At 59.0% G+C, this 19614-nt stretch carries 13 protein-coding genes and 11 pseudogenes; 16 read left to right on the plus strand and 8 right to left on the minus strand.

Translation table 11 applies throughout. From position 1 onward, the window contains the following. Positions 1-77: 77 nt before the first annotated feature. Positions 78-572, minus strand: a complete 495-nt coding sequence (gene lrp, locus EIO60_RS04510; RefSeq protein ID WP_006118610.1) for a leucine-responsive transcriptional regulator Lrp — start codon at positions 570-572, stop codon at positions 78-80. 524 nt (positions 573-1096) lie between these two features. Here lrp and trxB point away from each other — a divergent pair. From trxB to infA, 5 genes and pseudogenes are all read left to right on the plus strand, one after another. Beyond that, positions 1097-2065 carry a thioredoxin-disulfide reductase gene (gene trxB, locus EIO60_RS04515; RefSeq protein ID WP_258576017.1) on the plus strand — a complete coding sequence of 323 codons (969 nt, stop codon included), beginning with the start codon at positions 1097-1099 and terminating at the stop codon, positions 2063-2065. A gap of 253 nt (positions 2066-2318) precedes the next feature. After that, positions 2319-3442, plus strand: a pseudogene (locus tag EIO60_RS04520) (ATP-binding cassette domain-containing protein); the annotation flags it as partial. 50 nt (positions 3443-3492) lie between these two features. Then, positions 3493-4621, plus strand: a pseudogene (locus EIO60_RS04525) (ATP-binding cassette domain-containing protein). 31 nt (positions 4622-4652) lie between these two features. Continuing rightward, positions 4653-5368, plus strand: a pseudogene (aat, locus tag EIO60_RS04530) (leucyl/phenylalanyl-tRNA--protein transferase). Positions 5369-5677: 309 nt separating this feature from the next. Next, positions 5678-5896 (plus strand): translation initiation factor IF-1, encoded by a 219-nt coding sequence (gene infA, locus EIO60_RS04535; RefSeq protein ID WP_258576018.1) that lies wholly within the window; start codon positions 5678-5680, stop codon positions 5894-5896. An 87-nt stretch (positions 5897-5983) separates the two neighbouring features. Here infA and clpA read toward each other — a convergent pair whose 3' ends face one another. Next, positions 5984-8260 carry an ATP-dependent Clp protease ATP-binding subunit ClpA gene (gene clpA / locus EIO60_RS04540; protein WP_258576019.1) on the minus strand — a complete coding sequence of 759 codons (2277 nt, stop codon included), beginning with the start codon at positions 8258-8260 and terminating at the stop codon, positions 5984-5986. 62 nt (positions 8261-8322) lie between these two features. Further along, positions 8323-8655, minus strand: a pseudogene (gene clpS / locus EIO60_RS04545) (ATP-dependent Clp protease adapter ClpS). A gap of 322 nt (positions 8656-8977) precedes the next feature. Here clpS and cspD point away from each other — a divergent pair. Next, positions 8978-9199: a cold shock-like protein CspD gene (gene cspD / locus EIO60_RS04550; RefSeq protein ID WP_258576020.1), complete on the plus strand. Its 222-nt coding sequence runs from the start codon at positions 8978-8980 to the stop codon at positions 9197-9199. An 82-nt stretch (positions 9200-9281) separates the two neighbouring features. On the opposite strand, the gene EIO60_RS16525 is transcribed toward cspD, so the two are convergent. From EIO60_RS16525 to EIO60_RS17110, 4 genes and pseudogenes are all read right to left on the minus strand, one after another. Then, positions 9282-9695, minus strand: a complete 414-nt coding sequence (locus tag EIO60_RS16525; RefSeq protein WP_374058118.1) for a hypothetical protein — start codon at positions 9693-9695, stop codon at positions 9282-9284. 63 nt (positions 9696-9758) lie between these two features. After that, positions 9759-10434 (minus strand): annotated as a pseudogene (locus EIO60_RS17100) (DUF2813 domain-containing protein). A 30-nt stretch (positions 10435-10464) separates the two neighbouring features. Further along, a complete protein-coding gene (locus tag EIO60_RS17105) occupies positions 10465-10656 on the minus strand; it encodes a DUF2813 domain-containing protein (protein WP_445082589.1) in 192 nt (63 codons plus the stop codon). Positions 10657-10707: 51 nt separating this feature from the next. Next, on the minus strand, positions 10708-10860 hold the full coding sequence (locus EIO60_RS17110) for a DUF2813 domain-containing protein (protein WP_445082590.1): 153 nt from the start codon (positions 10858-10860) through the stop codon (positions 10708-10710). A 189-nt stretch (positions 10861-11049) separates the two neighbouring features. Here EIO60_RS17110 and EIO60_RS04560 point away from each other — a divergent pair, with 189 nt between their 5' ends. The 4 genes and pseudogenes from EIO60_RS04560 to EIO60_RS16530 form a co-directional block, all read left to right on the plus strand. Then, a complete protein-coding gene (locus EIO60_RS04560) occupies positions 11050-11844 on the plus strand; it encodes a LysO family transporter (RefSeq protein WP_258576066.1) in 795 nt (264 codons plus the stop codon). Between the two features lie 110 nt (positions 11845-11954). Beyond that, positions 11955-13566 (plus strand): annotated as a pseudogene (locus tag EIO60_RS04565) (thiamine pyrophosphate-dependent enzyme). A 122-nt stretch (positions 13567-13688) separates the two neighbouring features. Next, a pseudogene (locus tag EIO60_RS04570) lies at positions 13689-14240 on the plus strand (beta-eliminating lyase-related protein); the annotation flags it as partial. Continuing rightward, positions 14215-14397 (plus strand): annotated as a pseudogene (locus EIO60_RS16530) (beta-eliminating lyase-related protein); the annotation flags it as partial. The pseudogenes EIO60_RS04570 and EIO60_RS16530, both read left to right, overlap by 26 nt. Before the next feature lie 205 nt (positions 14398-14602). Here EIO60_RS16530 and EIO60_RS04580 read toward each other — a convergent pair. Continuing rightward, a pseudogene (locus EIO60_RS04580) lies at positions 14603-15439 on the minus strand (N-acetylmuramoyl-L-alanine amidase). Between EIO60_RS04580 and EIO60_RS04585 the strand changes: the two are divergent. The 6 genes and pseudogenes from EIO60_RS04585 to EIO60_RS04610 form a co-directional block, all read left to right on the plus strand. Next, a pseudogene (locus EIO60_RS04585) lies at positions 15434-15835 on the plus strand (DUF3828 domain-containing protein); the annotation flags it as partial. The pseudogenes EIO60_RS04580 and EIO60_RS04585 sit on opposite strands and share 6 nt — an antisense overlap. 205 nt (positions 15836-16040) lie before the next feature. Continuing rightward, positions 16041-16769: an arginine ABC transporter ATP-binding protein ArtP gene (artP, locus tag EIO60_RS04590; RefSeq protein ID WP_258576021.1), complete on the plus strand. Its 729-nt coding sequence runs from the start codon at positions 16041-16043 to the stop codon at positions 16767-16769. Between the two features lie 15 nt (positions 16770-16784). After that, complete coding sequence (artJ, locus tag EIO60_RS04595; protein WP_258576022.1) at positions 16785-17516, plus strand: arginine ABC transporter substrate-binding protein; 732 nt, start codon at positions 16785-16787, stop codon at positions 17514-17516. A 6-nt stretch (positions 17517-17522) separates the two neighbouring features. Continuing rightward, positions 17523-18239 carry an arginine ABC transporter permease ArtQ gene (artQ, locus tag EIO60_RS04600; RefSeq protein ID WP_258576023.1) on the plus strand — a complete coding sequence of 239 codons (717 nt, stop codon included), beginning with the start codon at positions 17523-17525 and terminating at the stop codon, positions 18237-18239. Then, positions 18239-18907, plus strand: a complete 669-nt coding sequence (gene artM / locus EIO60_RS04605) for an arginine ABC transporter permease ArtM (protein ID WP_258576024.1) — start codon at positions 18239-18241, stop codon at positions 18905-18907. The genes artQ and artM overlap by 1 nt, the downstream gene beginning before the upstream one ends. 118 nt (positions 18908-19025) lie before the next feature. After that, positions 19026-19602 (plus strand): annotated as a pseudogene (locus EIO60_RS04610) (transporter substrate-binding domain-containing protein). Positions 19603-19614: the final 12 nt, after the last annotated feature.

Here is a 19614-nt window from a genome sequence, read left to right on the forward strand (position 1 = left end):
CGGGCTTGCCCGACGCTGGTCCTGTATGAATTCACAGGAGTGTATCGAAATCTCACAGGTTTTGCACCTGCGCTACGTTATCGGGTTTTAATCACCAAGCGATTGCTCTGTTTGACCTCTTCCATCACCACATAGGTACGCGTGTCGTTCACGCCTGGCAGCCGCAACAGGGTCTCGCCCAGCAGTTTACGATAGGCGGACATGTCCGGCACGCGGGTTTTCAGCAGATAGTCGAAATCACCAGAAACCAGGTGACACTCTTGAGTTTCCTCAAGTTTTTGCACGGCGGCGTTAAATTGCTCAAACACATCCGGCGCACCACGATTCAGAGTAATCTCAACGAAAACCAGCAGCGACGCATCAAGATAGTGTGGGTTAAGTTGCGCGGTGTAGCCGAGAATGAAACCCTGACGCTCCAGACGACGCACACGCTCAAGACATGGCGTAGGCGATAATCCTACGCGCTTGGAAAGTTCTACGTTGGAAATACGACCATCTTTCTGAAGTTCATTCAGGATGTTTCTGTCGATTCTGTCGAGATCCTTTCCGGGGCGTTTCTTATTGTCTACCATTATTATGGTCTCTCTTAATTCCTTCCCTTTACCTGCCACGCCCTAAAACGTTCATTGTTCAAGGCATAATTGAAGTGAAGAATTAGAGCCTGTGCGCTATCGTGCATCCATCCGCATGACGCATGTTGCCTGTCCACATCATACGTCATTACCCATGTCAGACCGTAATCTACTGGAAAAAAACGCCTCGCGCGGGAATGCACCCGGCGTTATCGCGCTTTCACCTCTTCGCTTCTGCCATTGTTTTCGCAAAAGCGCAGGCGATTGTCAAAGTAAAAAGACCAAATTCAGGACAAGATGCCAGACAAACCGCTGGGTTACCGTTTTTAAATGAGTATTTTTAAACTACTGCACCAAGAAAAACCGATTATTGCCCCTTTTTAGCGCAGAGGCGTGCAGAATCGCCGATTATCGCCTACGCCGTTTGCAGCTATCGGCAACAAAATTTTCCAGCCCTTTTTTTGCCTCGTTAAATTCCCTACAATTCCGGGTCATGTTGTCAACCGAATGAAACTGAGGATTATATGAGTACGGCAAAACACAGTAAGTTGCTCATCCTGGGCTCTGGCCCGGCGGGTTATACCGCAGCGGTCTACGCTGCACGCGCCAACCTGAATCCGGTGCTCATTTCCGGCCTCGAAAAAGGCGGCCAGCTCACGACCACGACCGAGGTCGAAAACTGGCCCGGAGATCCGCACGACCTCACCGGTCCTTCGTTGATGGAGCGCATGCAAGAGCATGCCGAGAAGTTCAATACCGAAATCATTTTCGACCATATTCATACCGTCGATCTGCAGAACCGCCCGTTTCGTCTCACCGGCGACAGCGGCGAGTACACCGCCGACGCGCTGATTATCGCCACCGGCGCCTCTGCACGCTACCTGGGCCTGCCTTCTGAAGATGCGTTCAAAGGCAAAGGCGTTTCCGCCTGTGCCACCTGCGACGGCTTTTTCTATCGCAATCAAAAAGTGGCGGTCATCGGTGGCGGCAACACCGCGGTGGAAGAGGCGCTCTACCTGGCGAACATCGCCGCAGAGGTGCATCTTATTCATCGCCGCGACAGCTTCCGCGCTGAGAAAATCTTGATCGATCGCCTGATGGAAAAGGTGCGCAACGGCAATATCGTGCTGCACACCGACCGCACGCTGGAAGAGGTGGTGGGCGACCAGATGGGCGTTACCGGTCTGACGCTGCGCTCGACGCTCAACGAGGCGGAAACCGAGTCGCTGGAGGTGGCGGGCCTGTTCGTCGCCATCGGCCATAGCCCGAACACCGCGATTTTCGACGGCCAGCTGGCGCTGGAGAATGGCTATATAAAAGTCCAGTCCGGCCTGCATGGCAATGCGACGCAGACCAGCATCCCGGGCGTCTTCGCCGCCGGCGACGTTATGGATCATATCTACCGTCAGGCGATCACCTCGGCAGGCACCGGCTGTATGGCTGCGCTGGATGCCGAACGCTATCTGGATGGTCTGGTTAAAAACGATCTGTAAGTTGTTAATCTCCTGATCTTAATTATCTGAGGCGACGGTTTTCCGGTCGCCTTTTTTATGCCGCCATGCTAGATTCGGGCGCCTGACCTGAAGAGAAAGCTTCATATCCTTTCTTTGGTGGATGGCTACGCTTAGAGTCACGAAACCCGGCAACAGGAACTTACCCCGCTGGCTACGCCAGCAACGCGCCTTCGGCGGCCGCTGGTTGCGCCTGGCCACGCTGTGCGGTCTGGCCAGCGTGCTAGTGATTATCGCCCAGGATGCCAACCGCCGTAACTTTATTGCGCTGGCGCGCCTGAGCGGCGACTTTCTCGATCGTATCCGCGTGCGCGAACCCCTGCGCCTGTTCCATCGCGCCGACGCTGAAACCGCCGCCATTGCCGCCTCGAACCACGATTTTCGCCAGCGTACCATGGAGGTGTTGCGTCTCGCCTTTCTCTCCTCTGCGGTGCAAGAGTTTTTCGCCTCGCTGGCGATTGCGGTGGTCGCGGTCTATTTCGGCTTTACCTATCTAGGCGAACTGCACTTTGGCCGTTGGGGGCAAAGCGTGACGCTGTTCGCCGGCTTCGTTGCCCTGCTTCTGGCGCCGGAATTTTTCCAGCTGCCGCGCGATCTTGGCGCCTTTTACCATGCCAAAGCACAGACGGTCGGCGGCGCGGAAGCGATCGAGCGCTTTCTGCGTGACAGTCCGGCGCCTGAGGAGCCGGCGGGTTCGGCCAAGCTGGACGCCGACGCGGCGCAGACTGTCGTCGCCGAAAACCTGGTGGCGCTCAGCGCGGATAAAAAGATCCTCTGCGGCCCGCTCAGCTTTACCCTGCCAGCTGGCAAGCGCGTGGCGCTGGTGGGCAAGAGCGGCGCCGGAAAAACCGTGCTGATGAATGTGCTGCTCGGCTTTTTGCCCTGCGAGGGGTCGCTGCGCGTCAATGGCGTCGAACTGCGCGAGCTGAGTCGCACCCACTGGCATCAGCAGATAGCCTGGCTGAGCCAGAATCCTCAGCTGCCTGCCGAAACCCTTTGTGAAAATATCGTGATGGGCGGCGCGCAGCACGATAGTGCGCTGGACGCTCTGCTGGCGGAATGCGGCGTCAGCGAATTTTTACCGCGCCTCGCCGAGGGCCTCGCGTCGCGCGTCGGCGACGCGGGCGCAGGACTTTCCGTGGGTCAGGCGCAGCTTATCGCGCTGGCGCGCGCGCTCGACAAGGCGTCGCGCCAGCAGACCACCCTGATGATCACCCACCAGCTTGACCAGCTGGCGCAGTGGGACGTTATCTGGGTAATGCAAGAGGGGTAGCTGGTGCAGCAAGCTGGCAGCAGCTCACCGCCGCGCCTGGACCGTTTCGCCAGCTGCTCTCGCATCGTCAACGGGAGACCGCTTAATGTCTGTACTGCGTCCTTTTCTGCACCTGTTTCAGGACCATCCCTAGCGTCTGCTGCTGGACGTGCTGCTGACCATCATCACCCTGCTCGCCAGCATTGGCCTGCTGGCCCTTTCGGGCTGGTTTCTCGCCGCCTCCTCGCTGGCGGGACTGGCCGGACTCTACAGCTTCAACTACATGCTGCCAGCGGGCGGGCGCAGCGCGCTATTTCGAGCGGCTGGTGAGCCATGACGCCACCTTTCGCGTGCTGCAGCATCTGCGCGTTTTTACCTTCAGCCGCCTGATTGTGCTGGCACCGGGCCAGCTGGCCGCGTTTCGTCAGGGCGACCTGCTCAACCGCTTCGTTGGCGACGTCGACACGCTCAATCATCTCTATCTGCGGGTGATCGCGCCGCTAGTGGGCGCCTTTGTGGTGATTCTGGTGGTAACGCTAGGCATCGGGCTGGTAGACAGTCAGCTGGCGCTAGTGCTGGGCTGTGTGATGCTGGCGGCGCTGGCGCTAATGCCGCCGCTGTTTTATCGGCTGGGGCGCCTGCCGGACTCGCTATCGCGCAAGAGCGCGCGCTGGCGCCTGCAGCTGATACACTGGCTCAACGGCCAGGCCGTACTGGCGATTTATGGCCTGGCGGAACGCTGGCGCGAGCAGCTTGACCACGATGAGCACAGCTGGCAGGCTGCGTCAGCATGCGCTGCAGGGGCTGGCGGACTGGCCTGCCCCTGGGGCGCTGATTGCGCTGGTGGTGTTTGGTGCACTAGCTGCTTTCAAAGCGCTGGGTCCGGCCGCCGCTGCCTTTCTGTGCGTCAGGCAGGACTGGCGTGACTGCTGGAGGACGAAGAGGGCCTCAACGCTTGGCTTGGCGAAGGCAGTCATGCGCTGTCGGGCGGCGAGCTGCGTAGGCTGGCCATTGCGCGCGCCCTGCTGCACGACGGCGACCTCTGGCTGCTGGATAAACCCTTGGAAGGGCTGGACGCCGCCACGGAGCAACATATTCTCACGCTGCAGCAGCAGGTCGCCGCATGCAAGACGCTGATTATGGTGACGCATCGGATGACCGGGCTGGCCGCCCTGGATCGCATCTGCGTGATGGAAAACGGCCGCATAGTTGAACGGGGCAAGCACCACGAGTTAATCTCAAGAGAGGGCCGCTACTGGCAATTCGAGCAGCACTTTGCGCTATAGTCTTAGCGAAAAGCCGACGAGTAGAGAGACAATGAGACTGGTGCAACTGTCGCAGGAATCCCTGCATTTCCCTCCGCCTGAGATGGCGCTGCGTGAGCCGAACGGGCTGCTGGCTATGGGCGGTGATCTCTCCCCTGCCCGTCTGCTCAGCGCTTATCAGCGCAGCATCTTTCTCTCGTTCTCTCCAGGGGCTCCCATTCTGTGGTGGTCGCCCGATCCGCGCGCGGTGCTGCTGCCGGATGAATTTCATCTCAGCCGTAACATGGCACGTTTTCACCGCCGCTCGCCGTTTCGCGTTACGATGAATCAGGCGTTTTTCGAGGTGGTATAAGGCTGCGCCACCGGCCGCGAAGAGAGAACGTGGATTACGTTCGAGGTCAAGCGCGCCCGACAGCGCCTCTATGAGTTAGGGCAGGCGCATTCGATAGAAGTATGGCAGGATCAGCAGCTGGTGGGCGGGATGTACGGCCTGGCGCTGGGGCAGATTTTTTGCGGCGAGTCGATGTTCAGCCGCCGTGAAAACTCCTCAAAAACGGCACTCTGGATATTTTGCCAGCATTTCATCAAACATCAGGGCAAACTGGTGGATTGTCAGATTCTCAATCCCTATTCCGCCTCGCTGGGCGCGCAGGAAATCTCTCGCGTCGACATCTGCAGTATGTTCAGTCCTTTGCCTGGCAGCCCGTCAGTGTGGGATGCTGGCGTACTCAGACCTTTTTTAAGCCTGCGCAGATGTTTTGCACATAATCAGGCGCAAAAGTGGTATAATAGGCATGTTTGGTATGTCGGCAACGGCGAGCCGGAGTTGCCAGGCTGGGAATCACTACGCACTCCCGGAACTGTTTCAGATGAGCGCGTGTTACCGCCGACTGATGCAGATTCTTGGCCCGCTAATCCCCCCCCCCCCGCAGACGTCACATAAACACCCAAATTTAACCGAGATGCGCGCAAAGCACGGCGAAGCGTTGGCTTTACCGCCAACGTATCTTTACATAAATCGTGGAATTCGGCATTATCTTGCCGGTTCACTGAAAGCTAGTCCACCCAGAGGATTCGATGGCAAAAGAAGACAATATTGAAATGCAAGGCACCATACTTGATATGTTGCCTAACACCATGTTCCGTGTAGAACTTGAAAACGGACACGTGGTTACCGCTCATATCTCCGGTAAAATGCGTAAAAACTATATCCGCATCCTGACGGGCGACAAAGTGACTGTTGAGCTGACCCCGTACGACCTGAGCAAAGGCCGCATTGTCTTCCGTAGTCGCTAAGCGGCTCCACTCGCTATTTGCCGCCTGACGGGCGGCGAAAAAAGGCCAGATTCGCATCTGGCCTTTTCTATTTCTACGCGACGGTAATCAGTGTACCGTGCCTTCCGTTTTGCGTTTTTCTGCGCTGAGGAAGTGGTATATCAGCTGCTTCTTCTCTTTATCGAGCGCCACCGAGACCGATCCGCCATCCACCAGCGAACCAAACAGCAGCTCGTTGGCCAATGGTTTTTTCAGATTTTCCTGCACCGTGCGCGCCATTGGACGCGCGCCCATCGCTTTGTCGTAGCCTTTATCCGCCAGCCAGTTGCGCGCTTCGTCGCTGACTTCCAGCGAAACGCCCTTCGCGTCCAGCTGCGCCTGCAGCTCAACAATAAATTTATCAACAACCTGATGGATTACCTCCGGTGACAGGTGGCGAAACCAGATAATATTGTCGAGACGGTTGCGGAACTCCGGCGTAAAGATCTTCTTGATCTCTTCCATCGCATCGGTGCTGTTGTCCTGCTGGATCAGGCCGATCGACTTACGCTCGGTTTCGCGTACACCCGCGTTGGTGGTCATCACCAGCACCACATTACGGAAGTCTGCTTTACGACCATTGTTGTCGGTCAGCATGCCGTTATCCATCACCTGCAGCAGTAGGTTAAAGACATCCGGATGCGCCTTCTCGATTTCGTCGAGCAACACCACCGCATGCGGATGTTTGATCACCGCATCGGTCAGCAGCCCGCCCTGATCGAAGCCGACATAGCCCGGAGGCGCACCGATCAGGCGGCTGACGGTATGGCGTTCCATATACTCGGACATATCGAAACGCAGCAGCTCAATGCCCAGCGCTTTCGCCAACTGAACCGTGACCTCGGTTTTCCCTACCCCGGTTGGTCCGGCGAACAGAAAGGAGCCGACCGGTTTACGATCCTGGCCCAGACCGGCGCGGCTCATTTTGATCGCCTCGGTCAGCGCTTCAATGGCGTTATCCTGACCAAACACCAGCATTTTCAGCCGATCGCCGAGATTTTTCAGCTTATCGCGGTCGGTAGCGGAAACGCTCTTCTCGGGGATACGCGCAATACGCGCCACCACGGACTCGATATCTGCCACGTTGATAGTTTTCTTGCGCTTGCTGACCGGCATTAATCGCGCCCGTGCGCCCGCCTCGTCAATCACGTCAATCGCCTTGTCCGGCAGATGGCGATCGTTGATATATCTCACCGCCAGCTCAACCGCCGCGCGTACCGCTTTTGCGGTGTAACGCACATCGTGGTGCGCTTCGTACTTCGGCTTCAGCCCGTTCAGGATCTGCACGGTTTCATCGACTGACGGCTCGGTGATGTCGATCTTCTGGAATCGACGCGCCAGCGCGCGATCTTTTTCGAAGATATTGCTGAATTCCTGATAGGTCGTTAAGCCCATCACACGAATTTTCCCGCTGGAAAGCAGCGGCTTGATCAGGTTTGCCGCATCGACCTGGCCGCCGGACGCCGCGCCTGCACCGATGATGGTATGGATCTCATCGATAAACAGAATACTGCTGTTGTCCTGCTCCAGCTGTTTCAGCAGCGCCTTAAAGCGCTTTTCGAAATCACCGCGGTATTTGGTGCCCGCCAGCAGCGAACCGATGTCCAGCGAGTAGATGGTGCACTCTTTCATTACTTCTGGCACATCACCCTGCACGATGCGCCAGGCAAGGCCTTCCGCAATAGCAGTTTTACCGACGCCCGATTCGCCCACCAACAGCGGGTTCTTTTTACGGCGGCGGCACAGAACCTGAATCGTACGCTCCAGCTCTTTGTCGCGGCTAATCAGCGGGTCGATCCCGCCGACGCGAGCAAGCTGATTGAGATTGGTGGTGAAGTTTTCCATACGTTCCTCCCCGCCTGCTTGCTCTTCGTTAACCGGATTCTCATTGTTCGGCGCCTGACCGGGTTCGTCTTTGCGCGTTCCATGGGAGATAAAGTTCACCATATCAAGGCGGCTGACTTCGTGTTTACGCAGCAGATAAGCCGCCTGCGACTCCTGCTCACTGAAGATGGCGACCAGTACGTTGGCGCCGGAGACTTCGCTTCGGCCCGATGACTGAACGTGGAATACCGCACGCTGCAACACGCGCTGGAAGCTGAGCGTCGGCTGCGTGTCGCGCTCTCCTTCGCTGGCGGGCAGCACGGGCGTGGTTTGTTCGATGAATGCTTCAAGTTCTTGCCGCAGCGCGACAATATCGACGGTACAGGCTTCCAGTGCCTCTCTGGCCGACGGGTTGCTGAGCAGAGCCAGCAACAAATGCTCGACGGTCATAAACTCATGACGGTGCTCACGCGCTCTGGCGAAAGCCATGTTTAAACTGAGTTCCAGTTCTTGATTGAGCATTAGGCACCTCCCCCAATTATCGCTCTGACAACCTCGCTCTCACTATATGAATGAGGGCGAGTTCAGGCTTTTTCCTGCGTACACAGCAAGGGATGTTGATTCTCCCGTGCATACGTGCATAGTTGTTCACCTGTGCGACGTTGGTCTCCGCCACTTACAGCGGTAAAAACACCACAGATCGCCTTTCCATAGTAGTGAACTTTCAGCATCAGTTGCGTTGCACGTTCAACATCAATAAGAAAAGAACTTTTGCAGAACGTCAATAACAAATTCCATAGGCGTATAATCGTCATTATTGAGGATGACTGTATATACATGGAAGGCGGCTTCAGTCCTTCCTTCGCTGTGTCCTCGGCCAGATGTTCAAAGTTAAGCCAGTCGTTAGTGTTTGCCATAATGTTCCGTTGAAATTCTGCGTATCGGTACGGACAAGGGCCTGTCCATACATAGAGTTTAACACGCCTGTCAAGCACCCCATCGCCGAGGGAATTTTCTGCGTAAAAACGCGCGCGCGACCTGCATCACAAAATTCGCAATAGCGTTAACCGCTTCAAATTTTGAAGATTTTATCCCCACGCTCGCCGGTGATTTGCTTGACGCCAAGGTCCGTTTCTCTACATTCTACAGATACAAGCTGATTGAGTTTTAAACAAGCTCGACCCACAGCTTCAATTCACTCTCTTGGTTACCAATACGTCTTACGAGGGAAGTAAAAGCATGGAGACGGGTACTGTTAAATGGTTCAACAACGCCAAGGGCTTCGGCTTTATCTGTCCGATCGGTGGCGGAGATGACATCTTCGCGCACTATTCTACGATTCAGATGGATGGTTATAGGACGCTAAAAGCCGGCCAGCAAGTTCAGTTTGATGTTCATCAAGGGCCAAAGGGTAATCATGCCAGCCTGATTGTGCCGGTTGACGCTTCGCCGCACGCCTGAACCGCCATCATCCCATTCTGAATGCTCCCCCCAAAAATGCCAGCCTTGCCGCTGGCATTTTTATTTCGTTCCGCACGTGCGGTTAATCCGCCTTACCCCGCACCAGACCCAGCACGTGGGTGAACATCTGGCGCAGCAGCGGCGGTATCGCCTGCGTGCCGCGTTCGGCGGCGGCTATCGCCAGCGCCGGCTTCGAACTGTGCTGAATAGCGCGGTTAATGATATGGCGCGGACTCATGGCGATGTTTGCCGGCAGGTGCTCCATCTGCCGATAGACATCGTCAAAGCCCGCTTTATAGAGGAAATGCTCCATATCCAGCGCGGGCAGCTGCGTCAGGCTGCGCTCGTGCTCTTCAGGGGAGACGAGCTGGCTGCGCGCCGTGGCCGCATATTTTTGTCCGGCATCGTCGCCGTAGATAAATACGTGCCAGGCGATCTCCATACGCGCCGCGAACTTCAGCAGCGGCTTCAGGCCAGACTGGGCAAATTCAATCACCTCAATGCCCTCGGCGGCGAAGTGATTGCCGCACTGGCGCGCCAGCTCATTGATGATCCAGACCTAGGTTTCGCCTTCTACCAGTAGCCAGCAGCGGGCAAACAGCGATGACGGTCGGTTGACGTGAATATGAAAACTGATGCGGCGGCTCTCCTCCACGCTAAGCGCCTGCGGCCCAATACGCCAGGCGGCGATGCGCGCCGGCTCGCGCACCAGCCGACAGACATTCTCCACCGCCGTCAGCGACAGTAGCTCGCTGGAGTTGGTGGTGGCGATCTTCTGCAGCGGGATCAGCTCCAGCAGGTTCCACGCCATCGAAAGCATAATGGGGTGCAGCCGGGTTTCCGGATCCTCGACAATCAGCAGCGGACGCGCCTGAGCTAGCAGCACGAACATGCGCAGCAGCAGGATCTGTCGGCTGCGTAACCCGGTTGCACTCACCAGCTGATTGAGCTGACCCAGCGCGCGCTAGCCTTGCGCGCTGCTGCGGATCCGCGCGCCGCGCGTCGCCGGCGTGGTGGATAAGAAAATAGTGCTCCATCAGCTGCTGCAACGTCGCCACGCCCTGCCGCAGCGTCTCGTCGCTGAGCTGGTGCGGCTGCGCATCAAGCTGGCGCGTCAGGCTGGCGACCTCCGCCGCCAGCGCGCTGAGGCGCGACGCGTCGGCGTCGCTGTCGTCGTGGCGCAGGCGTCGGCTGAAGCGCGCGTCGCGCAGCCGCAACACCGGATGCGGGCGCACCAGCTGGCTGATGGCCGCCTCGCTGCCCGCCTACGGCAAAGGTTCGCCATCCTCGCGCAGAAAGCGGCGCGACGTGACGATCTCCGCCCCCTTTTGCCGCGCGCGGACGCTGTAGCAGAGCCAGCGCGCGCCCTGCGCGTCGCACTGCCAGAATGGCGCGAAAAGCGCATCCTGCTGATGGTCGTCGTCGCGGAAGTGAAAGACGATCTGCAGCCGCCGCATCTGCGCGTCGCTGTTGCCGGGAGTAAAGTGAAAATCGTCACGAGTAAACGCTTAGGGCGTTTCTTGCGGCACAAGCAGCAGGCTCAGCGCGTCCAGCAGGCTCGACTTCCCCCAGGCATTCTTGCCGATAAGCAGGTTGGTTTCGGTCAGCGGCAGCGACAGATGGTTGATGCCGCGAAAAGCCGGAAATCTCGATATGTTCAAGTCTCATAGGTTGTCCATCCTCGTGTTAGCTCAGGCATGGCAGACGCAGCGGCATTCGTTAAGCAAAGCAACGTAACGATTTACTCTCAGCCCCTTTTTCGCTAGCGTGTCGCCACTTCTTGCAAGTAAACACAACCTGTTATGTCTGGACTGCTTATTATTCTGCTGCCGCTGACGATCGGCTGACTACTGCCGCTGCGCCAGCCGGCGCTGTTACGCCTCGTTAACCGCCCGCTGGGCTGGATGGTTTACTTCATTCTGTTTGTGATGGGCATCAGTCTCGCCTTTCTCGATAATCTCAGCCGCAATTTACTCAGCGTTTTTCACATCGCGCTGGCGATCCTGCTGTGCAATCTGCTGGAGCGCGCCCTGCCCTGGCAGCATCGTCACCGGCAGGAGGCGCTGCAGTCGCGGCTGCGCATGGCGCTCGACTCGCTGACGCTGTGCGGCGTGGTAGTGGCGGGCTTCCTGGCGGGGCTGACGCAGCTGCCGTTTTTGCGCCACGCTACCGCCGCCAGCGAATACGCGCTGATGCTGCTGCTTTTTCTCATCGGCCTTCAGCTGCGCGGCAGCGGTATGACGCTGCGTCAGATCCTGTTTAACCGGCGCGGCATGCTGGTCTCGGCGGTGGTGCTGCTGAGCGCGCTGCTGGGCCTGCCGCTGAAGACCGGGCTGGCGCTGGCCAGCGGCTTCGGCTGGTATTCGCTCTCCTGCATCCTGATGACGGAGGCATTCGGGCCGGTGATCGGCAGCGCCGCCTTCTTCAACGACCTGCTGCGCGAGCTGCTCGCCATTATGCTGATCCCGGCGCTGATCGCCCTCCATCACTCCAGCGCGCTGGGCCTGTGCGGCGCCACGGCGATGGATTTCACCCTGCCGGTGCCGCAGCGCGCCGGCGGCAGTGAGATCGTTCCGGCTACAATCGTGCACGGCTTTATCATGAGCTTGCTGGCGCCGCTGCTTATCGCCTTTTTCGCTGCCTGAGGCGCAGCGCACTTTATTTACGGCATTTACGGCTGCCCGCGCGAAACTTCGTCCAAGCTTTCTCTTTGTCCCGCCACCGGGAAGAGAACGTTTCGTCAAAGGAGAGCAGAATGAAGCAGACCGTTGCGGCGCAGATTGCCAAAACGCTGGAGAACGCAGGCGTTAAACGTATCTGGGGCGTCACCGGCGACTCCATGAACGGGCTAGCGACAGCCTGAACCGCATGGGCACCATCGAATAGATGCCGACGCGCCATGAAGAGGTCGCCGCCTTTGCGGCAGGCGCTGAGGCGCATATCAGCGGTGAACTGGCGGTCTGCGCCGGTTCTTTCGGGCCCGGCAATCCGCATTTGATCAACGACCTGTTCGACTGCCACCGCAACCGTGCGCAGGGGCTATTTCGCGAATGCAGCCACTACTGCGAGCTGGTCTCCAGCTCGGAGCAGCTGCCGCAGGTGCTGGGCATTGCGATGCGCAAAGCGATCCTGAACCGCAGCGTCTCGGTGGTGGTATTGCCGGGCGACGTGGCGCTGAAGCCGACGCCGGAAAGCGTATCCGCCGCAGCTGCCGCAGGAGCATGAACTGGCGCGACTGGCGCAAACCCTGAACGACGGCAGCAATATCACGCTGCTGTGCGGTAGCGGCTGCGCCAGGGCGCACGCAGAGGTGGTCGCGCTGGCGGAGAAGCTGCAGGCGCCAATCGTCCACGTGCTGCGCGGCAAAGAACATCTCGAACATGACAACCCCTACGACGTCTGCATGACCGGCCTGATCGACTTCTCTTCCGGCTATCACGCCATGATGAACGCCGATACGCTGGTGCTGCTTGGCACAAAATTCCCCTACCATGCCTTCTATCCCGAACAGGCGCGGATTATTCAGATCGATATCAATCCCGGCAGCCTCGGCGCGCACTGCCACGTCGACGAGGCGTGCGTCGGCGGGGTGCAGCCGACGCTGCAGGCGCTGCTGCCGCTGCTGGAGAATAAGCGCGACCGGCATCATCTCGACAGCGCACTGGAACACTACGTTGACGCGCGCAAAGCGCTGGATGAGCTGGCGACCGCCAACGACATGCAGGCGATCCATCCGCAGTATCTGGCGCAGCAGATCAGCCACTACGCCAGCGATGACGCCGTGTTCACCTGCGACGTCGGTACGCCGACCTTCTGGGCGGCGCGCTACCTGAAAATGAACGGCCGGCGCCGCCTGCTCGGCTCCTTTAATCACGGCTCGATGGCGAACGCGATGCCGTAGGCGCTGGACCGCCAGCGTCAGGTGGTGGCGATGTGCGGCGACGGCGGCTTCAGCATGCTGATGAGCGATCTCATTACCCTAGCGCAGCTAAAGCTGCCGGTGAAGCTGGTGATTTTCAATAACAGTGTGATGGGCTTTGTCGCCATGGAGATGAAGGCGGGCGGCTACCTCACCAACGGCACCGAGCTGGATAACCCCGACTTTGCCGCCATCGCGCAGGCCTGCGGCATCAAAGGCTTCCGCGTCGAGAAGGCATCTGAGCTGAACGACGCGCTAGAGCAGGCGTTTGCTCACCTAGGCCCGGCGCTGGTGGACGTTATTACCGCCAAAGAGGAGCTGGCGATGCCGCCGCAGATCAAGATGGAGCAGGCGAAAGGCTTTAGCCTCTATTATATGCTGCGGGCGATTCTGAATGGCCGCGGCGACGATATTGGTGGAGCTGGCGAAAACCAACTGGCTGCGGTAAACGAGAAAGACAACAGCGGGCGTCTTAGCCCGCTTGTCTTTTCTCAGGAGAGCAACGTGATCGATCTACGCAGTGATACCGTGACCCGGCCAAGCGCCGCGATGTTGCAAGCTATGATGGCCGCCGAAACCGGCGACGACGTCTATCGCGACGATCCTACCGTCGACGCGCTGGAAGCGGAGGCCGCGCGGCTCAGCGGCAAAGCGGACGCGCTGTTCTTTCCGACCGGCACCTAGGCCAATCTGGTGGCACTGCTGAGCCACTGCGAACGCGGCGACGAATATATCGTCGGCCAGCAGGCGCACAACTACAAAATATGAAGCGGGCGGCGCGGCGGTGCTGGGCAGCATTCAACCGCCGCCGACGGCAAGCTGCCGCTCGATGCCGTGGCGGCCGCCATCAAGCCGGACGATATCCACTTTGCGCGCACACGTCTGCTCAGTCTGGAAAACACTCATCACGGCAAGGTGCTGCCCCTCGACTACCTTGCCCGCGCCTTTGACTTTACCCGCGAACGCCAGCTGGCGCTGCATATTGACGGCGCGCGTATCTTCAACGCCGTGGTGGCGCAAAACGTCACGCTGGAGGCGATCGCGCGCTACTGCGATACCCTGACCAATCTGCCTGTCGAAAGGGCTGGGCACGCCGGTGGGATCGCTGCTGTGCGGCAGTGAAGCCTATATTGAACGCGCGCGCCGCTGGCGTAAAATGGCGGGCGGCGGCATGCGCTAGGCGGGCATTCTGGCGGCGGCGGCGGGTCTCTATGCGCTGCAGCACAACGTGGCACGCCTGCAGGAGGATCACGACAACGCCGCGTGGCTGAGGCAGCAACTGCAACAGGTGGGAGTCGACATGGTGGATCAGCAGACCAATATGCTGTTTGTGCGCGTGCCCGCCGAGCAGGTTGAGGCGCTGAAAAGCTGGCTCGCCGAGCGCCGTATCCTGCTGAGCGTCGGGCCGGTTACGCGCATCGTGACGCACCGCGATGCGGATCGCTGGAGCAGCTGCTGGCGCACAGGAAGGGCTTTTTGCAACGCTAATCGCCATACTTCTCCAGCAGCGCCTCGGCGATTGCCAAGGTTTCCGCGTCCGGCAAGCCGCGATAGTCCGCCGGACGAAAATGCATCTGAAACGCTGCGATCAGCCTTTGCTGCTGACGCGGTGTTGTCGCGCCGCTCACGTCGTAGCCATAGTCAGACAGCGCTGCCAGCAGGGCGTCTGCGGCCACCGGCGCGTTAGGCGCCCTGCCCGCTAAATAGTGCTGCACGCGCGTCGCGTCTGGCCAGGCGCCGATGCCCTGCGCTGCCAGCTGTTGTCATGGAAACAGCGGTCCCGGATCCTGCTTGCGCTGCGGCGCGATGGCGTAGCGCTGGGCTACATCCCTGAGCAGCGCCGTCAGCGCGGCGATCTGCGCTGGCGTAAAGGGCTGCCAGTCGCGTCCCGTCAGGGTACGCGTATAGCCGCGGTTCAACAGCTCAATGCCGACCGAGGTGTCGTTGATGCGCGTCGCGCTAGAAGCTGGGACCGGCATGCCAGGCCAGCTCGCTTTCCGGCATCAGCTGCCAGACGACGTCTTTGCCGCCGCGCTGCGGCGGCTGACGGGGGATCAGATAGGGAGCGCTGACCTCGCGATCGGTCAGGGTTGTCAACGAAGAGGAAAAATCTTCGGCGGTATAACAATTACCTTAATGCGCGGCCGGGCACCATAAGCGGTGTGCTGCGTATCGACCCAGTAGCCCGACCGCGGCGCCAGTCCGCTCTGGCAGCCCACCAGCAGCAGCGCCAGCGCCACCAGCAGCCGTCTTAACGCAGGATCACCGCCGTGCCGGTAACGCTGACATAAGCATGCTGCTCTCTTTGCCGACGGTTTCATCTGCGCCTGCAGCAGCCGACGCCAGGCCTGCCGGGCAGCAATCAGCTGGCGAAATACCGTCCTTACCTGAGCGAACGCCTCTATCAGGCGCTGCAGCAGGCGGGCACGCAGGGCAGCAGCGCCAGCGCGCAGTGGCGCGGCAGCGACCTCTTCTCCAGCCTGCCGCAGGGTCCGACCGCTGCCAGCGTGGCGGACAGCTCGACCATTCCGAACCGCGACGCGCGTAATATTCCGCTGCGCGTCGAGCTGAGCCGCGACGGCAAAAGCTGGCAGGATGAGGTACTGATGATCCGTGAGGGCACCTGCTGGGAAGTGGATGACGTGCGCTATGTCGCCAACTGGCCCCATCCCGGCGGCGGCACGCTCAGCCAAGCGCTGGAGCAGACGCGCAAATAAGCGAAAGGTTTTTCCACGACGCCGCCTCTCAGCGGCGTTTTGTTTTATCGCGAGCCGCGCGCGGCGGCTTGCCGCGAACTGGCGCGATATCGTGCTACTCTTTAAGAGCTTCGCTGCAGTTTCATAAATTTTAACCCGCTTCATTTGCATAACTATTCCGGTGCGGTTAAGATTTACGGTATTAATGGCTATTCAAAATTTGCGCATGAGTATTCAATTAAACGGAATTAACTGCTATTACGGCGCCCATCAGGCGTTGTTTGACATCAACCTGGATTACCCGCAAGGCGAAACGCTGGTGCTTCTCGGCCCAAGCGGCGCGGGGAAAAGCTCACTCCTACGCGTACTCAACCTGCTGGAGCAGCCGCGTTCGGGCAGCCTGCAGATTGCCGGTAACCACTTCGACTTCACTAAATCCCCTTCTGACGCCGCGATCCGCGAACTGCGCCAGAATGTCGGCATGGTCTTTCAGCAATATAACCTCTGGCCGCACCTCACCGTGCTGCAGAACCTGATCGAGGCGCCCCGCCGCGTGCTGGGCCTCAGCAAAGCCGACGCACAGGCGCGCGCCGACAAACTGCTGGAGCGTCTGCGCCTGACGCCCTACGCCGATCGTTTTCCGCCACACCTTTCCGGCGGTCAGCAGCAGCGCGTCGCTATCGCGCGCGCCCTGATGATGGAGCCGCAAGTGCTGCTGTTCGACGAGCCGACCGCCGCGCTCGACCCGGAGATCACCACGCAGATCGTCAGCATTATCCGCGAGCTGGCCCAGACGCAGATTACCCAAGTTATCGTTACCCACGAAGTTGACTTCGCCCTTAAAACCGCCAGCCGGGTGGTCTATATGGAAAACGGCCGCATCGTGGAACAGGGCGACTCCAGCCGATTTACACAGCCGCAAACCGAGGCGTTTGCACATTATCTTTCGCACTAAGTCAGGAAGCTCCTAATGAAAAAAATCTTACTTGCTGCACTGCTTGCTGGTCTGAGCCTGAGCGCATCGGCGGCGCAGACCATTCGCTTCGCCACCGAAGCCTCCTATCCGCCGTTTGAGTTCGTCGACGCCAGCAACAAAATTCAGGGCTTCGACGTCGATCTGGCGAACGCGCTCTGTAAAGAGATGGACGCCACCTGCACCTTTACCAACCAGGCCTTTGACAGGCTGATCCCTAGCCTGAAATTTCGCCGCTTCGACGCGGTGATGGCGGGTATGGACATTACGCCGGAGCGTGAAAAGCAGGTACTGTTCAGCAAGCCCTACTACGATAACTCCGCGCTGTTTATCGCACAGAAAGGAAAAGTGGCCGACGTGGCGGCGCTGAAGGGCAAACGCGTCGGCGTGCAGAACGGCACCACCCACCAGAAATATTTAGCCGATCAGCACAGCGACATCACCACCGTGCCCTACGACAGCTATCAGAACGCGGTGTTGGACCTGAAAAACGGCCGCATCGACGCAGTCTTCGGCGATACGGCAGTGGTAAATGAGTGGCTGAAGCAGAACGCCAACCTGGCGCCGGTCGGCGACAAAATCACCGACAAGGCCTACTTCGGCACCGGCCTCGGTATCACCGTGCGTCAGGGCAATACCGACCTGCAGGCGAAATTCAACGCCGCACTGGAGAAGGTTAAAGCCGACGGAACCTACAAAACCATCTATAATAAATGGTTTCAGCAGTAACCCCCGATGAGTGAGTTCTATCCTCTCGCCAGCGCCGCCAGCATGACCGTCGGCCTTGCTGTGTGCGCCCTTATCGCCGGCCTTGTGCTGGCCATGATCTTTGCCGGCTGGGAGTCGCTGCGGATTAAGCCGCTGGCGTGGATCGGCACGGCGCTGGTGGCGCTGATTCGCGGCCTGCCGGAAATCCTGGTGGTGCTGTTTATCTATTTCGGCGCGTCGCAGCTGCTGCTTACCCTCTCCGACGGCTTTATGCTTAACTTCGGCCTGTTTCAGCTGCCAGTGCAGGTTCAGATCGAAAACTTCGACGTCAGCCCCTTTCTCTGCGGCGTGATCGCGCTGGCGATCCTCTACTCCGCCTACGCGTCGCAGACACTGCGCGGCGCGCTGAAGGCGGTACCACAGGGGCAGTGGGAATCGGGCCAGGCGCTCGGGATGAAGAAATCCACAATCTTCCTGCGCCTGATTATGCCGCAGATGTGGCGCCATGCGCTGCCCGGCCTCGGCAACCAGTGGCTGGTGCTGCTGAAGGATACCGCGCTGGTGTCGCTGAGCAGTGTCAACGACCTGATGCTGCAAACCCGGAGCATTGCCACACGCACTCAGGATCCTTTCACTTGGTTTCTGATTACGGCGGCCATCTACCTGGTGATTACGCTGCTGAGCCAGGCGGTGCTGCGCTACATCGAGCTGCGCCCTACCCGCTTTGAACGGGGGAACGGCTGATGCTGAGCTATTTACCGGAGATTCTGAAAGGGCTGCATACCAGCCTGACGCTAACGCTGGCGTCGCTGCTGGTGGCACTGGCTCTCGCCCTGCTGTTTACCGTGGTGCTGTCGCTGAAGACGCCGCTGCTGAATCCGCTGGTCAAGATCTATATCACTCTGTTCACCGGCACGCCGCTGCTGGTGCAGATCTTCCTGATTTACTACGGCCCGGGCCAGTTTCCCAGCCTGCAAAGCGTTCCCTGGCTGTGGCACCAGCTGTCGCAGCCCTGGCTGTGCGCGATGCTGGCGCTGTCGCTCAACAGCGCCGCCTATACCACGCAGCTGTTCTACGGGGCGATGCGCGCCATTCCGTCAGATCAGTGGCAATCCTGCGCCGCGCTGGGGATGAACCGCAAAGATACGCTGCGCATTCTGCTGCCCTACGCCTTTAAGCGCGCCCTCTCCTCCTACTCCAACGAGGTGGTGCTGGTGTTCAAAAGCACCTCGCTCGCCTACACCATCACGCTGATGGAGGTGATGGGCCACGGCCAGCTGCTTTACGGGCGCACCTACGACGTGATGGTGTTTGCCGCCGCCGGGCTGGTTTATCTGGTGGTCAATGGCCTGCTGACGCTGATAATGCGCCTGATTGAGCAGCACGCTCTGGCTTTTGAGCGCAGAAGTTAATAACCAGGCAAGCAATGCTCGCCTTTTTCATTTTTTACTCACAAATATTGCATAAAGATTTATTTACTGGCATCGTGTCTCCCGTTCCGCCTCTGATATGATTTGAGGGAGTACGATAATGAAAAAATGGATCCTCGCCGCCGCCCTAGCGATGCTGGTTACGGGCGCGCAGGCCGCCGATAAAATTCGCTTCGTCTCTTCCGCCGCCTATCCACCGTTTGAATCGCTGGATCGCGAGAATCAGATCGTCGGCTTCGACAGCCTGATCCCTAGCCTGAAGTTTCGCCGCTATGATACGGTGATCTCCGGCATGGACATTACCGAAGAGCGCAGCAAGCAGGTCGATTTCACCCAGCCCCTACACTAACTCCGCCATCTTTATCGCGCGCAAAGGTCAGTTCGGCGATTTCGCGGCATTGAAAGGCAAGCGTATCGGCGTGGAGAACGGCACCACGCACCAGAAGTATCGTATCTGCTGGAGAAGCATCCTGAGGTGACGCCGGTCGCCTATGACAGCAATCAGAACGCCATTCTGGATATGAAAAGCGGCCGCCTTGACGGCGTGTTCGGCAATACTGCGGTAGTGAATCAGTGGCTGAAGACCAACAGCGACCTTCGGCACCAGGCTAGGCATTGCGGTGCGCAAAGGCAACGGCGCGCTGCAGCAGCTTAACCAGAAGTGCTTCCCTGAGTAACGACATCGGATT

Source organism: Candidatus Pantoea persica, assembly GCF_013753875.1.
Lineage (GTDB): Bacteria > Pseudomonadota > Gammaproteobacteria > Enterobacterales > Enterobacteriaceae > Pantoea > Pantoea persica.